The organism is uncultured Tessaracoccus sp., assembly GCF_947255005.1.
Classification (GTDB): Bacteria; Actinomycetota; Actinomycetes; order Propionibacteriales; family Propionibacteriaceae; genus Arachnia.
This window is the reverse complement of record NZ_CAMYFI010000062.1, coordinates 1-13,402: the sequence shown is the minus strand read 5'-3', so window position 1 is coordinate 13,402 and position 13,402 is coordinate 1. Positions and strand designations below refer to the sequence as shown.

18 protein-coding genes and 1 pseudogene are annotated in these 13,402 nt (G+C 63.9%); 11 read left to right on the top strand and 8 right to left on the bottom strand.

Features of this window, described 5'->3' with window-relative positions:
- The 7 genes from Q0X61_RS10860 to Q0X61_RS10830 form a co-directional block, all read left to right on the top strand.
- Positions 1-660 (top strand): ABC transporter substrate-binding protein (locus Q0X61_RS10860; RefSeq protein ID WP_297742554.1); only part of this gene is annotated, 660 nt, incomplete at its 5' end.
- 74 nt (positions 661-734) lie between these two features.
- Positions 735-1,709 (top strand): ABC transporter substrate-binding protein, encoded by a 975-nt coding sequence (locus tag Q0X61_RS10855; RefSeq protein WP_297742552.1) that lies wholly within the window; start codon positions 735-737, stop codon positions 1,707-1,709.
- Positions 1,710-1,733: 24 nt separating this feature from the next.
- On the top strand, positions 1,734-2,636 hold the full coding sequence (locus Q0X61_RS10850) for an ABC transporter permease (RefSeq protein WP_297742547.1): 903 nt from the start codon (positions 1,734-1,736) through the stop codon (positions 2,634-2,636).
- Complete coding sequence (locus Q0X61_RS10845; protein WP_297742546.1) at positions 2,636-3,433, top strand: ABC transporter ATP-binding protein; 798 nt, start codon at positions 2,636-2,638, stop codon at positions 3,431-3,433. The genes Q0X61_RS10850 and Q0X61_RS10845 overlap by 1 nt, the downstream gene beginning before the upstream one ends.
- Before the next feature lie 32 nt (positions 3,434-3,465).
- Positions 3,466-4,611 (top strand): glycosyltransferase, encoded by a 1,146-nt coding sequence (locus tag Q0X61_RS10840; protein ID WP_367270741.1) that lies wholly within the window; start codon positions 3,466-3,468, stop codon positions 4,609-4,611.
- Positions 4,604-5,212: a transglutaminase domain-containing protein gene (locus tag Q0X61_RS10835; protein WP_297742545.1), complete on the top strand. Its 609-nt coding sequence runs from the start codon at positions 4,604-4,606 to the stop codon at positions 5,210-5,212. The genes Q0X61_RS10840 and Q0X61_RS10835 overlap by 8 nt, the downstream gene beginning before the upstream one ends.
- Positions 5,185-5,853: an MOSC domain-containing protein gene (locus Q0X61_RS10830; protein WP_297742544.1), complete on the top strand. Its 669-nt coding sequence runs from the start codon at positions 5,185-5,187 to the stop codon at positions 5,851-5,853. The genes Q0X61_RS10835 and Q0X61_RS10830 overlap by 28 nt, the downstream gene beginning before the upstream one ends.
- Before the next feature lie 95 nt (positions 5,854-5,948).
- On the opposite strand, the gene Q0X61_RS10825 is transcribed toward Q0X61_RS10830, so the two are convergent.
- The 4 genes from Q0X61_RS10825 to trmB are packed head-to-tail and all read right to left on the bottom strand — an operon-like array spanning position 5,949 to position 8,724.
- A complete protein-coding gene (locus Q0X61_RS10825) occupies positions 5,949-6,563 on the bottom strand; it encodes a superoxide dismutase (RefSeq protein ID WP_297742543.1) in 615 nt (204 codons plus the stop codon).
- A 45-nt stretch (positions 6,564-6,608) separates the two neighbouring features.
- Positions 6,609-7,202, bottom strand: a complete 594-nt coding sequence (locus tag Q0X61_RS10820) for a class I SAM-dependent methyltransferase (protein WP_297742542.1) — start codon at positions 7,200-7,202, stop codon at positions 6,609-6,611.
- Entirely contained in the window at positions 7,199-8,014 is an 816-nt protein-coding gene (gene truA / locus Q0X61_RS10815) for a tRNA pseudouridine(38-40) synthase TruA (RefSeq protein WP_297742541.1), read from the bottom strand. Before truA ends, Q0X61_RS10820 begins: the two co-directional genes overlap by 4 nt.
- Positions 8,011-8,724: a tRNA (guanosine(46)-N7)-methyltransferase TrmB gene (gene trmB / locus Q0X61_RS10810; RefSeq protein WP_297742540.1), complete on the bottom strand. Its 714-nt coding sequence runs from the start codon at positions 8,722-8,724 to the stop codon at positions 8,011-8,013. The genes truA and trmB overlap by 4 nt, the downstream gene beginning before the upstream one ends.
- A 74-nt stretch (positions 8,725-8,798) precedes the next feature.
- Here trmB and Q0X61_RS10805 point away from each other — a divergent pair, with 74 nt between their 5' ends.
- Positions 8,799-9,170 (top strand): YccF domain-containing protein, encoded by a 372-nt coding sequence (locus Q0X61_RS10805; RefSeq protein WP_297742539.1) that lies wholly within the window; start codon positions 8,799-8,801, stop codon positions 9,168-9,170.
- A gap of 12 nt (positions 9,171-9,182) precedes the next feature.
- Here the strand turns inward: Q0X61_RS10805 and Q0X61_RS10800 are convergent.
- Positions 9,183-9,338, bottom strand: a pseudogene (locus tag Q0X61_RS10800) (D-aminoacyl-tRNA deacylase); the annotation flags it as partial.
- A gap of 353 nt (positions 9,339-9,691) precedes the next feature.
- On the opposite strand from Q0X61_RS10800, the gene Q0X61_RS10795 reads away from it, so the two are divergent.
- Both Q0X61_RS10795 and Q0X61_RS10790 read left to right on the top strand, forming a co-directional pair.
- The gene (locus Q0X61_RS10795; protein ID WP_297742538.1) at positions 9,692-10,009 is read left to right on the top strand and encodes a hypothetical protein; all 318 of its coding nucleotides are present in this window, start codon (positions 9,692-9,694) and stop codon (positions 10,007-10,009) included.
- Complete coding sequence (locus Q0X61_RS10790) at positions 10,009-10,332, top strand: hypothetical protein (RefSeq protein WP_297742537.1); 324 nt, start codon at positions 10,009-10,011, stop codon at positions 10,330-10,332. Before Q0X61_RS10795 ends, Q0X61_RS10790 begins: the two co-directional genes overlap by 1 nt.
- Positions 10,333-11,805: 1,473 nt before the next feature.
- Here Q0X61_RS10790 and Q0X61_RS10785 read toward each other — a convergent pair.
- The 3 genes from Q0X61_RS10785 to Q0X61_RS10775 form a co-directional block, all read right to left on the bottom strand.
- Positions 11,806-12,135, bottom strand: coding sequence for a ribbon-helix-helix domain-containing protein (locus Q0X61_RS10785; RefSeq protein ID WP_297742536.1), 330 nt, complete (start codon positions 12,133-12,135; stop codon positions 11,806-11,808).
- A 168-nt stretch (positions 12,136-12,303) separates the two neighbouring features.
- A complete protein-coding gene (locus Q0X61_RS10780) occupies positions 12,304-12,528 on the bottom strand; it encodes a hypothetical protein (RefSeq protein WP_297742535.1) in 225 nt (74 codons plus the stop codon).
- A gap of 13 nt (positions 12,529-12,541) precedes the next feature.
- Positions 12,542-12,784: a hypothetical protein gene (locus tag Q0X61_RS10775; protein ID WP_297742534.1), complete on the bottom strand. Its 243-nt coding sequence runs from the start codon at positions 12,782-12,784 to the stop codon at positions 12,542-12,544.
- Positions 12,785-13,066: 282 nt separating this feature from the next.
- Between Q0X61_RS10775 and Q0X61_RS10770 the strand changes: the two genes are divergently transcribed.
- Positions 13,067-13,219 carry a hypothetical protein gene (locus tag Q0X61_RS10770; protein ID WP_297742556.1) on the top strand — a complete coding sequence of 51 codons (153 nt, stop codon included), beginning with the start codon at positions 13,067-13,069 and terminating at the stop codon, positions 13,217-13,219.
- Positions 13,220-13,402: the final 183 nt, after the last annotated feature.

Below are 13,402 nucleotides of genomic sequence, written 5' to 3'. Positions count from 1 at the left end.
CAGGCGCTCGCGCAGGTGATCGCGGATAAGCCCATCGTGTTCGCATCCGTGACGGACCCCGTCGCGGCGGGCCTCGTCGATTCCATGGACAAGCCCGGGGGCAACGTGACGGGCACGTCGGATCAGATTCCCGCCGACGAGCAGATCAAGGTGCTGCGTGAAATAGATCCGAGCATCGAACGGCTCGGCATTGTGTACTCGTCGTCCGAAGTGAACTCCGAAGTGCAGGCCAAGGCTGCGAAGGAAGCTGCCGAGGCTGCCGGGCTCAGCGTGCAGGAAGCCACCATCATCAACTCCTCCGAGGTGCAGCAGGCAGCCGAGTCGCTCGACGTGGACGCGTACTGGGTGGGCAATGACAACACTGTCGTCTCCGCGCTCGAGTCTCTGCTGCAGGTGGCAGAATCCAAGCAGCGGTTCGTATTCTCCACCGACGCGGACAGTGTCAAGCGCGGCGCGGGCGCGGCCTACGCCACCGACTACAAGGCGCAGGGTGTGCAGACCGCCGGTACCATCGCGCGCATTCTGGAGGAGAAGAAGCCGCAGGAGACACCCGTCGAGATTCAGACGAACCTGGAGCTCACCATCAACCCGGAGGCCGCCAAACGCATGGGCGTGGAGTTCCCGACGAGCGTTACCGAGCGGGCAGATCGGACTGTCTAAGCCTCGGACAACGCTGACCGTCGGTTTCGGCGGCCGATACAGTTCGTTTTCAGCGTCCCATTCAAGGAGAACTCATGCAGTGGAGAAAGATGGCCCTCTGCGTGCTCGCGGCGAGCATGACGCTTACCGCGTGTGGCGAGAGCGACGGCGATTCGAACGCCAAGGACGGCCTCAAGGTCGGCGTCGTACAGATTGTGAGCCACCCCGCCCTCGACGCGGCACGGGAAGGCTTCATCGAAGGCCTCAAGGAAGCCGGGTACGAGGAAGGTAAGAACCTCACGATCGACGTGCAGAACGCGAACGGTGACCAATCGACGCTCACCAACATCGCGAACGCTTTTGCGAGCAGCGACGACGACCTGTTCTACGCCATCGCTACCCCCTCGGCGCAGGCGCTGGCGCAGACGATCGCGCAGAAGCCCATCGTGTTTGCGGCGGTGACGGACCCCGTCGCGGCGGAACTCGTCGATAGCTGGGAGAAGCCGGGCGCCAACGTGACAGGCATGTCCGATCTCAACCCGATGGATGCGCAGATCGAACTCATCAAAGAGGTGCTGCCGGAGGTCAAGCGGGTGGGGATCGTCTACTCGTCGGGCGAAGTGAACTCCGAGGTGCAGGTCAAGGCGACGCAGGAGGCGGCGTCGGCGACTGGCATTGAGCTCGTGACCAAGACGGTGACGAACTCGTCGGAGGTGCAGCAGGCGGCGCAGTCACTCGACGTGGACGCGTTCCTCATCCCGACGGACAACGTCGTGGTGGCTGCGGCGGAGTCGGTCGTGCAGGTGGCCGAGCAGCAGCACATCCCCGTCTTCGCATCGGATGAGGCGACGATGGAGCGCGGCGCGGCAGCCGGGCTCAGCGTGAACTACACCCAGCAGGGTAAGGACGCAGCGGCGCTTGCCGTGAAGATCATTGACGGCGCAGATCCCGGCACGCTGGCCGTCGAGACGCAGAAAGAATTCGATCTGTTCGTCAACCAGAAGGCCGCAGCCGCGCAAGGTGTCGACCTGCCGAAGGCCGTGGTTGATCGCGCCGCGAAGCAGTTCTAAGCCCTACTCGCAAGGAGCACACTGGTGATCGTCGCATTAGAGATAGGCCTGCTCTACGCCGTCATGGCGATTGGCGTCTATCTCACGTATCGCGTGCTGGATTTCCCCGACCTCACCGTCGATGGCTCGTTCACGACGGGTGCCGCGATGAGCGCCGTGATGATCGTCGCGGGCGTCAACCCCGCGTGGGCCGTGCTGTCGTCGTTCGTCGTCGGTGTGCTCGCCGGCATCATCACCGGCGGGCTGCACGTGTGGGCGAACATCAACCCGCTCCTGGCCGGCATTCTGACGCAGATCGCGTTGTACTCCATCAACCTGCGCATCATGGGCAAAGCCAACGTGCCGCTGCTGCGCGCTGACACGTTGTGGACTCCGCTGCGCGAGCACGGACTCTTGGGCACGTGGGTGTCGGTGGCGATCTTCGCGGCCATCGCGGCGCTCGTCGGCGTGCTGGTGTACCTGTTCCTCGGCACCGAGTACGGCGTCGCGCTGAGGGCAACCGGCGACAACGAGGACATGGCCCGCGCCCAGGGCATCAACACCGGGCAGATGAAGATCGTCGGGCTGGCGCTGTCGAATGGGCTCGTTGCGCTGTGCGGCTCGTTCATGGCGCAGTACAACGGGTTCGCGGACATCCAGATGGGCATCGGCCTCATCGTCGCCGGCCTGGCGTCGGTGATCGTCGGACAGGCCATCTTCGGCATGACGGCGGTGTGGCAGTCCGTGCTCGCGGCGGCGCTCGGATCCGTGATCTACCGAGGCATCATCCAGCTGGCGCTGCAAGCCGGCCTGGATCCCAACGACATGAAACTGGTCTCTGCGGTGCTGGTGGTGCTGGCGCTCACCATCCCGTCGCTGTCGCCGTTGAAGGCTTGGCGACGACGACGCTACCGGGCCGCTGCCCAGGCCCAGGCGGAGGTGGCGTGATGCTGGATATTCGTGGAATCACCAAGCGGTTCTTCCCCGGTACCGTCAACGAACGGGTGGCGCTCGACGAGCTCTCTCTCGTCCTCGATGAAGGCGATTTCGTCACCATCATCGGCTCGAACGGTGCCGGCAAATCGACCCTCCTGAACTGCATCTCTGGGCGTTACCAGCTCGACGGCGGCAGCATCCACGTCGCGGGTCGTGACGTGACGAAGACGTCGGAGTATCGCCGGGCACGCTACGTCGCGCGGGTGTTCCAAGACCCGATGGCGGGCACCGCGCCTCACATGACCATCGAGGAGAACCTCGCTATCGCCTTCGCGAGGGGGCAGCGACGAGGGCTCCCCATGGCGGTCACCAATCGCAAGCGCGCCCAATACCGTGAGGCGCTTGAACGCCTCGACCTCGGCTTGGAGAACCGCCTAGCGATGCGCGTGGGAATGCTGTCGGGCGGGCAGCGGCAGGCGCTGAGTCTGCTCATGGCCGCGCACGAACGCCCAGATATTCTGCTGCTCGACGAGCACACGGCCGCGCTGGACCCGTCGAGAGCGGAGCTCATCACCCGGCTCACGAAGGAAATGGTGGCCGACCACGGGCTCACCGCGCTCATGGTGACGCACAACATGCAGCAGGCTATCGACTTGGGCAACAGGCTCATCATGATGCACGAGGGCAATATCGTGTTGGAGGTCGATGAGGAACGTAAGCGCCAGGTCACTCCTGAGCAGCTGGCTCAGACGTTCGCGGAAGTGAAGGGCGCGCAGCTGTCAGATAGGACGTTGCTGGGCGACTCCTGATCCGCCCCTGCGCTCTGACGAGGCGTGGCACACTGGTAGGCATGCGAATCGCGCAAATGGCTAACTTCGTCGGCCCGACGTCCGGCGGGATGAAGGTGGTCATCGAGCAGCTCGGACGCGGCTACATCGAGGCCGGCCACGAGCGCGTGTTCGTCTCTCCAGGCAAGCGTGACGAGATCGTCGAGGACGAATCCGGCATCCATGTGTTCGTGCGGTCGCCGCGTATCACGAAGCAGTACCGCATGATCTCGAAGCCTTGGCGCGCGCTCGACGTGCTGGACAGGTTCCGTCCCACCACCATCGAGGTGTCGGACAAGTGGACGCTCTCGCCGGCGGGCCGGTGGGCGAAGAAGCGCGCGGTGGGTTCCGTGCTGTTCAGCCACGAGCGGCTCTCCGACATGCTCGCTATGTGGATCAAGCGCTCGTTCGGCGTGGAGGCCGCCGTGGGTGCGATGAACCGTCGGTTGGCGAAAGAGTTCGACGCAGTCGTGGTCACCAGCGAGTTCGCCGCCGAAGAGTTCTCGAACACCGGCGCCAACCTTGAGCGGGTGCCGCTGGGCGTGGACCTCGCGACGTTCCGCCCTGAGGTGGTCGCACCCGCCGACGACGGCGTGCTCAAACTCTGCTACGCGGGCAGGCTGAGCCACGAGAAGTCGCCGCAGCTCGCTGTGGCGACGGCAGTGGAGTTGCATCGTCGGGGGAGGCCGGTGCGGCTGGATCTCTACGGCACTGGGCCCGACAAGGCTGAGCTTGAGGAGATCGCCGGCGACGCGCCGGTGTTCTTCCACGGGTTCGTGGATGGGCGCGACGAACTCGCCAAGCGCTACGCGGCGGCGGACATCTCGCTGTCGGTGTGCCCGGCGGAGACGTTTGGGCTCGCGGTGCTGGAAGCGCTTGCCTCAGGAACCCCCGTCGTCACGTCGAACCGCGGTGGGGCGCACGAGCTGGTCGATGGGACGTCGGGCGCGTGGGGGGCGCCGGACCCGAAATCGCTGGCGGATGCCGTCGAGCGGTTGGTGCCCAACCTCGGCCCAGACTTGCGGCAGGCGGCCAGAGCCCGAGCGGAGCAATACAGCTGGCGGCGCACCGTCGAGCAGATGTTGGCGCTCCACGAGCGACTGGCCGACGAAGCTCCGGCCCGATCGCTGCGCGGATTCACGAGGAGGAAGTATGCGTAAACGCACGGCAATGCTCGGTGTGGCTGGGGTAGTGGGTGCGGCGGTCGGCGCGGTGGCTGCCTTCGCGCCGACACCGACCGGGCGGGGGGAGACCGTCGAATCCATCGCGGAGGCGGCCGCCTCCGGCGGGGAGGAGGGCATCGACCTGGTGAACGCAGCAGTTCGCGCGGTCGCCGAGGCCTTCCCGGTGCATTCGGCCTGGCATCTGTGGGAGTCGCCCACGACTTCGCTTCGCCACGGGCGCGGGCGTTCCCCGCAATACAACACGGTGCTGCTGCTTGTGTTGCGACGATTGGGCTTCGACGTGCGCCTCGTGCACGCCGCGCGAGTGCGGGGCTTCTCCAGGCCCTGGTTCCTGAGCGGTCACACATGGGTGAAGGTCTGCGTCGACGGCAGGTGGCTGGACGCCTGTGCGTCGTCCGCATCGAACAAGGCAGGCGAGATCAACTTCGTGCCGCTCACCGAAGAGCTGCCCGTCTTCATCCGCACGCGCTGGGCACTGGGGCTTGCGCTGACCCCGTTCGTCGTGGCGATCGTGTGGTGGGCTTGGCTGACCGGCAAGCGTGTCCCCGAATGGGTGTACGGCGAGAGGAACGTCTGATGGCCGGCAAGGTGACGGCGGTCTGCGTGGCCGCGGGGTTGACGTCGGTCTCGGGCCGCGTCGGCGTCAGCGGCATCGACAAGCGGCCGGTCGACGGGCCGGTGGCGGTGCGCGACCTCGGGCTGTTCGCCGACGTGCAGTGCGACCGCGCACACCACGGCGGCATCGACAAGGCCGTCTACGCGTACTCGCAGGAGGCGATCCTCGGGTGGGAGCGCGAGCTGGGCCGCGAACTGCCGCCCGGCGCGTTCGGCGAGAACCTCCGCACCGAAGGCATCGCGATCGACGACGCGGAGTTCGGCGAACGCTGGCGCATCGGTACAGCGGAGTTCACCGTGTCATCAGTGCGGACCCCCTGCGCCACGTTCCAGCAGTGGATGGGCATCGACGGCTGGGTGCGCCGCTTTCAGGAGCGCGGCCTCCCGGGGGTGTACCTGCACGTCGCCCAGTCGGGCACGGTGCAGGCCGGGGACGAGATCGAGGTGCTCTCGCGCCCGGGGCACGGGGTCACGGTGGCTCGCTGGTTCACCGACCGCGGCGAGCATCTCGCCCGCACCCTGCTCGCCGCTGCGGCGTCGGGCGCCTGGCGGTTGTCCGACCACCTGCGCGCGAAGGCCGAGGCGCTCGTCGGCGGGCGCTGAGTCGTGGGGCCGCCGCCCGGGGTGTTGCAGGCTGGCTCCGGACACGGCAGTGGGGCCGCCGCAAAGTGGCGACGACCCCACGCGCGAGGGCTGGATCAGGCGAGCGCAGCCTGCGCGTTCTTGGCTTTCTCGAGGCGGGAGGCGACGTCGTTCCAGTTGACGACGTTCCACCAGGCGTCGACGTAGTCAGCCTTCACGTTCTTGTACTGCAGGTAGAAGGCGTGCTCCCACATGTCGAGCTGCAGCAGCGGCACCTGCGATGTCGGCAGGTTGCCCTGCTGGTCGTAGAGCTGGTGCACGAGGAGCTGGCCGCCCAGGGTGTCGAGGGCGAGGATGGCCCAGCCGGAGCCCTGGATGCCGAGCGCTGTGGCGTTGAACTGCTTCTTGAAGCCTTCGAAGGAGCCGAAGCCCTCGGTGATGGCGTCGGAGAGAGCACCTTCGGGCTCACCGCCACCGTCGGGAGACATGTTCTTCCAGAACACGGAGTGGTTCACGTGGCCACCGAGGTTGAAGGCGACGTCCTTGGCGAGCTTGTTGACGGTGCCGAGCTCGCCCTTCTCGCGCGCCTCGGCGAGCTGCTCGAGCGCGGTGTTGAGGCCCTTGACGTAGGTGGCATGGTGCTTGCTGTGGTGCAGCTCCATGATCTCAGGGGCGATGTGGGGGGCGAGTGCGCCGTAGTCGTAGTCGAGGTCAGGAAGAACGTAAGTCATTGCCAATATCCTTTCGAGGAGCGTTCACTGGCTACAACCTCCACCCTAGCCGGAATATTCCCCCGCCCAAGTGGTTCTAAGTACACGGAAGCCCTTCGCAGAGGCCACTTTCTCCGTCGGCCACCCCTCGTCGGTGAGCCAGCGGGCAAGCGAATCGCCGCCCAGATTCTTGCTCACCACCATCCAGGCCGTGCCGTCGGGGCGCAGCTTCGGCAGCCATGTGAGCAGCAGCGCGTGGAGGGCCTCCTTGCCGATGCGAATCGGCGGGTTCGACCACATCTCGTCGAACGGGCCATCCGCATCCGTTCCCGCCCGCACCCGATCGGCCACCCCGTGCGCCTCCGCGTTCATGTTCGTGAGCGCTACGGCATGCGCATTCACATCGACCGCCTCGACGGTGACCTTCGGCGACGCGACGGCCAACCCCACCGCGATCGGGCCAAACCCGCAGCCCAGGTCCAGAATGTGGCCCTCCGACGGCGGGGCCACCTCGCGCAACAGCACACTCGTGCCTGGGTCCAGCCGGGTACCCGAGAACACGCCGCGTGCTGTCGTGAACGTGAGGTCGTTGCCAAAGATGGTGGCGTCAATGGTGCGGGTGACGAGGGGCTCGTCGGGGGTCTCGAAATAGTGACTCATGAGGACTCCTCGAGGGATCGAACGGCGCGGGCTGTGGCCGCGCGGGCGGCGAGCTCGTCGTCGGGCGGATACCCGATCTCCTCCAGCACCAACCCGTGCGCGGGCATCACGAGTACCTCGTTGTGGCGCTCGGGGTGAGCGGCGACGCGCTCCAGCCACGCCACGTCGCGAGCCCCGCCGGCCACCGCCAGTAGCGCGCCCACCAGCGAGCGCACCATCGAGTGACAAAACGCGTCGGCGAGCAGATGAATCTCGACGACGCTATCCTCGCGCTGGGTGGCTCTCAGCTCGCGGAGTTCGCGGATGGTGGTGGCGCCGTCGCGAGGCTTGCAGAACGGGGCGAAATCGCGCAGACCGAGCAGCAGGGGGGCGGCGTCGTTCAGGAGCTCGACGTCGACGCCGTGCCGCAGCGTGACGACGTGGCCGCGCTGCAATGGGTCGGGCACCCGATCTGCGGGCAGCACCCGGTAGGAATAGCGGCGCCAGATGGCGGAGAAGCGCGCGTCGAACCCGTCGGGCGCCGGCGAGACGCTGCGCACGACGATGTCGTCGGGCAGCACCTTGCGCAGACGCCGGAGGAGGTCGTCGCAGATCGTCGGGGAGGGGCGTTCGACGTCGAGGTGACACACCTGCCCGCGGGCATGCACGCCGGCGTCGGTGCGGCCGGCCACGGTGAGCGACGACGGCTCGGCGCCGCGAAGCACCTTGCCAATCCACGTTTCGAGCTCGCCTTGCACCGTGCGCAGGCCGGGCTGCGCCGCCCAGCCGTGGAAGTCGTGCCCGTCGTAGGCGAGGTCGATGCGGAGCCTCATGGCCGGCGCTCGTACGTGAGGTCGAACACCTGGCGGCCGGCGGCGAGCCCGCGCGCCTCGTACTTCGTGACCGGGCGCTCAGCAAGCCGCGGTGCCCAGCCGTCGTGCACGTTGCGCAGCAGCGGGTGATCGTCGAGCTGTTCCCGCATCCAGAGCGCGTAGTCCTCCCAGTCGGTGGCCAGCCGCCAACACCCGCCAGGGCGCAGCTTGGCCGCGACCACGTCGCCAAACTGACGCGAGACCAGCCGCCGCTTGTGGTGACGCGCCTTGTGCCAGGGGTCGGCGAAGAACGTCCAGACCTCAGTGAGGGAGCCGTCGGCGAACAATTGCCGGAGGCCCTGGGCGCCGTCGGCCATCACGAGTCGCACGTTCGATACCTGTTCGCGGGCGAGCCGCCCCACCGTTGACGCCACTGCCCGCTCGAACACCTCGAAGGCGACGACGTTTGCCTCCGGGCGTCCGGCTGCCATGGGGACGAGGGAGTCGCCGGTGCCGGAGCCGATTTCGACGATGAGCTCGCCCTCGCGCCCAAACGTCGCGGCCCAGTCGACGCTGGCGCTGTCGGCGATGGACGTCTCCAGCTCGCCGGTAGGCACGTCGACGATGAACTCGCTGCCGTGGCGCTCCAATGCGCTGCGCTGCGAATCGTTCATGCGGGAACTGCGGCGCACGAAGCTCACGATGTCACGGTGGGGTCGGGCGGAAGTCACCGCACCACTGTAGCGAGGACCGCCTGGATCGGCGCACGCGAACAGGTAGGCTCGAAGTGAGTAAGGAGGCGCTCATGCGTACTGTGTTGAACATCATCTGGCTCGTGTTCGGCGGAATCTGGCTGGCATTGGCCTATTTCTTGGTGGGGCTTGCCAGCTGCCTGCTGATTGTCACCATTCCAGTGGGAGTGGCGTTCATGCGTATGGCCGCATATGTGCTGTGGCCGTTCGGAAAGCGCGTCGAGAGGAAGCCGAGCGCTGGTGCGTTCTCTACGGTCATCAACGTGATCTGGTTCATCCTGCTGGGGTGGGCGCTCGCGCTGGTGCATGTGGTTGCCGCCTTCGGTCAGGCGATCACCATCGTCGGCATCACCAACGCTGTGGTGAGCCTCAAGATGATTCCGGTGAGCTGCTTCCCCTTCGGCAAGCGCATCGTGAGCGCCTGACGCCGACGCGTCTCAGCGCAGCTCGTCGGAATCTATCCAGATGGTGACGGGGCCGTCGTTGACGAGCTCCACATCCATCATGGCGCCGAACTGGCCCGTTTCGACGTGCGCGCCGAGCACGCGCAACTCCTCAATGAAACGCTCGAACAGCGGGGCGCTGACTGGCCCCAACAACCTCCGCAAGACCCTCAGCAAGTCTGCTGTAGGCCGCAGTGTCGCGCTGTTTGACCTCACAAGACATTGGGCTTACCGCGCCATCCGAAGCACTGGGACGGCCCACAAGGAACTTGGGAAACGGATGTGTTCGCCTACGCCTGGCAACGCAACGAAACTGTCATTGCCAACGACTTCCCCCGAGGACCTCTCACTTACGCCGAAGTGACCCACCTCGCCCGATCTATCGCCCGCTGGACCTGGCGCCACACGACCCGCCAAACCTTCCGCGCCCGCCAGACAGCACTCAGCAAACAAGGCAACGAAGTGCGCCACGCAGCGGCACGATCACGATGGGAGAACCTGACATGACCATTCTTCCCGACGAGCGCGTCAGTCGCGGAACCCTTACTGCCAAGGAAGCCGCACGACGAGCTGGAGCTTCCGTACGCACCGCCCAGCGCTGGACCTCGCAATCCCGTGAGCAGTGGCTTGCCGACAAAGCCGCCGAGCGAGAAGCGATCCGCGCCTATCACGACGAGGGTGGACACTCATGGGCCGAAACAGCAAAGCACTTTTGCCTCCACGTCGACACCGTCAGACAGCGCGCGTTCCGTGCCCGGAAAGAGCGTGCCCGAGAAGCAGAGGAGGCCGCGCGCGGCCCGATGCTTCCGGGGTTCGAGTGATGAGCTACGGCGAGCAAAAGAAAGCGTGGGCTCGTGAATGGGCCCAACTTCGTCGTGAGTTCCTGAACGGAAAAGTTCTCGACACTGTGGTCCTGCCCTCCGGCCCCGGCGTGCGGTGGGAGTGCCCCGTGTGCGGTGAGGTCGGCACCGTCGTGAGCCAATCCCGACTTGCTACGACAGCCGGACGCAACCACATGCAGACCCACATCAGCGACGACGACCGCGAGGCCCTGGAAGCCCTCAAGGTCACCCGGATTCCTGAGTCACTATTGACGCCCTCCCAGCACGCCCTTCGTGACCAGATCCAGTCGGCACAGAATTAGGCAGCGAGATAGGCGCTAAGAGCATCCCGAATGAGCTCCGAGGTCGTCTGGCGCGCTGTTAGGGCCGCGTCTGGGGTCGGGACGTTGCCGATAGGGGTCTGCCGGGGCCACAGGCCATGGCGAGGACGCCCAAGATTGTTGCCTTTAGGCTCTTGCTTCCCCCCACAGGCGCACCTTTTACCCCAAGGGAACCTTATATCTGTCAGGAAGTACATCTATAGGCTCTCCGATCCACCCGATTCCATTATCTATTACTTGTATATCGCTGGGTTCGCGAATATCTATAGCGAGCATCATTGCCATATGGTAAATAGCGCTGTTTGCAGTGTCAATGTGACTGAACACTCTTACAATAGAATCTGGATCCATAGTCTCTAGTTTTGGCGGATTCGGAACCTTGCCACCCCAGTCCTCCATTGGCTCGTACCGAGCTATGCCACGTGGGAGGCTACTGGCTTCAGTTCTGTACACTACTTGAACTATATCTAATGGATCGCTGACCCAAAGGCCCAGTACCATGTTGCGTAGTTCGGATGAGATCTGGAGGTGGTATTTAAAGTAATAAATGTAAGCATCGCGTGGAGACATAAAGTTCATCTGTAATTTCCCGTGGAGTGTCTTGTAAAACCTAGAGGATAGGAATCTATCCAATGAAAAGATTTAGCTCATGTTGTATAGCTGCTTTGCTGACGTCGATGGTAATTGTATCAGCAGGGTCATCAACTTCATCCGCCGCGCCGCCGCCATCTGGGTATCCTTCAAGCCAAGTGATACAGAGAACTTATAACCCGAAGCTTCGTACTTCCTTCAATACCGCTGCGAAGGGGATTCTACGACGTCACATCAGATAAGGGTTTCGGTTGGGATAAGATATGGACCAAGCATAAGATTGATAACCTGCGGGCAATTGTGGCACTGTCAGGCTCAACTTCGATGAAAGCGGAGGGTACATCGAGGGTTTTCTTTACGTGGGCAGGGAAGTATAAATGTCAGGCAATCACCTGCAGGCTGGAGAAGCAGCAGAAGGTTAGGTTAGTGGCGATCCTCGATCACACTCGTACTTACAGTTACAAGCCTAAGGGGAGTACTAGTAAGGTCACTGTGCCAATTGGAAATGGAAAGGAGATGTGGGGAGTTCAAACAGCCTACTGTGAAGGCATTACTCGGTGCCCTAAATGGGTGACATTTTCCTTGGCTAACCCCGGGAAGCCTAACCCCTACGCAATTTCTCCCAGCACCCCCGTGTCCAGTGGGCCTCGCGGTGAGGTTTCACGCCAGAAAAACACAAATTTTAAACCTTCCCCGAATGACGCTTCTGGTACGGGCTATGTTTACTCATACGAGCCGCTGCCCAAAAACTTGCATGAGGAAGATGTCAGGCAGGCTGAAAGAAGCTCTTCTCCTTTGAGTAAGTAAGCTCCGGGAATTCTTGAGATCTATACTTGGCCTCCATTCTAGAGGTTCTGCGCCTAGTTATCCCTGCCGCCTGTCCTGTTCCTGGGGGTGGCCTCGGCCACCCCCAGGAACAGGACAGGCGGCAGGGAGGTAGGCAATGAGGGCGGCGCGGATGAGCTCCGAGGTCGTCTGCCCGCTCTCGCGTTGCCGAGCTGTTAGGGCCGCGTCCAACTGCGGGTCCAGCCGCACCGCGACCGTGCGAGACGGCCCCTCTCCCATCGACGGACGCCCAGGGCGAGCCCGCCGCATCGTCACGCCAGGGAACCCGGCTTCCGCGTTCGCCACCATCGCCGCAATGTCATCCTCGGAGACTGGCACACCGCCTACAGTTCCGTACTCCTCGCTCATCGTGCCCTCCTCAAACGAAACTCCCGAATTGTGTTTACATTATTGCGTGTGGTGCGCTCTGCCCCCAGACAGCCCCTCTTCGATAGGCAAGATGCGCCACGAAGCCAAGTCAGATAATTCCGGGGCCTCCCAGGGGGATTCTTCCGTAGGAGCGACGCGGCAGCTATCTCAGGCTGCGAGGTAGCGAGTGAGGGCTTCTTGGATGATCCTCGGCTCGCTGCGCCCCTCAGCATGAGCTCGTTCGGCCAGCTGCCTGTTCAGCCACACCGGCAGTCCATCAGGCATCGCAGGACCCCACGCGCGTTGGGAAGCCGCGATACGTTCACTCGACCATCCTCGCTCGAAGTCATCAGCAATCGCCTCATCGTGGGCGCTCTTGTCTGTGTCTGTCATTGCGGACCTCCTCTCAGATCGCATCGGTGTACCGCTTACGTGCAGGCATCGCATGGAACACGATCACCTTGTCTCCATCATCCAGCGTATGCGCACCGACCTCTAATAGTCGCCCCACCCGGTCAAAACCCAACCGGACAACATTCACCGGATGATCACCTTCAATGAAGTCCGTGAGCCACTGGCGCCATGCTGCCTCGATGTTCTCCGCGCAACACCCGCGCCGGAACGCCGACGCCTTGAACTCAAACTCCACGTGCACCAACCAACCACACACGCCACCCCCCCGGTCCTGCGGACTCGGGGATGACGAGGACCCCGCGAATCACCCTTCCCGAGAATCCTGAAGACTCCCTGAGTCGAATCTGAGAAAGTGGGACACACCTCTTGCATACATGAGCGCCAGCTCGGGGGGTCGGGCTGAAATAAACTGGGTCCGTGAGTTAGCAGGTAGCGCCCCAGCAGTGCCCTCGATGCGGCCACCTCATCGAGTCACTTACAAGCCCAGGTAGACGAGTTGAGCCAAGAGCTAGCCCAGGTGCGAAAACAACGGGACGAGGCCATGACTCGCGCCCAAACCGCCGAGAAAAAACTCGCCAAGTCCGACCAGGAACGCAACCGACTCGTCAACCAAAACCGGCACTACCGCGAGCAACTACGAGCCACCCTCTCGCGCTACCCCACCCCCTAAACTGCCACGCGACCCTCCGGGCCGCTTGCCCTCTGAGAGCCTCTGTACGCCCCGCTGAAGCCCGAACATCAACCTTCCTAACCCGAAGATCCTGCGGGGAGGGGTAGCGCGGTTTTGAGGCAGGGGAGGGTAGCTGTCTCTTATACACATCTCCGAGCCCACGAGACGTCCTGGATAATCTCG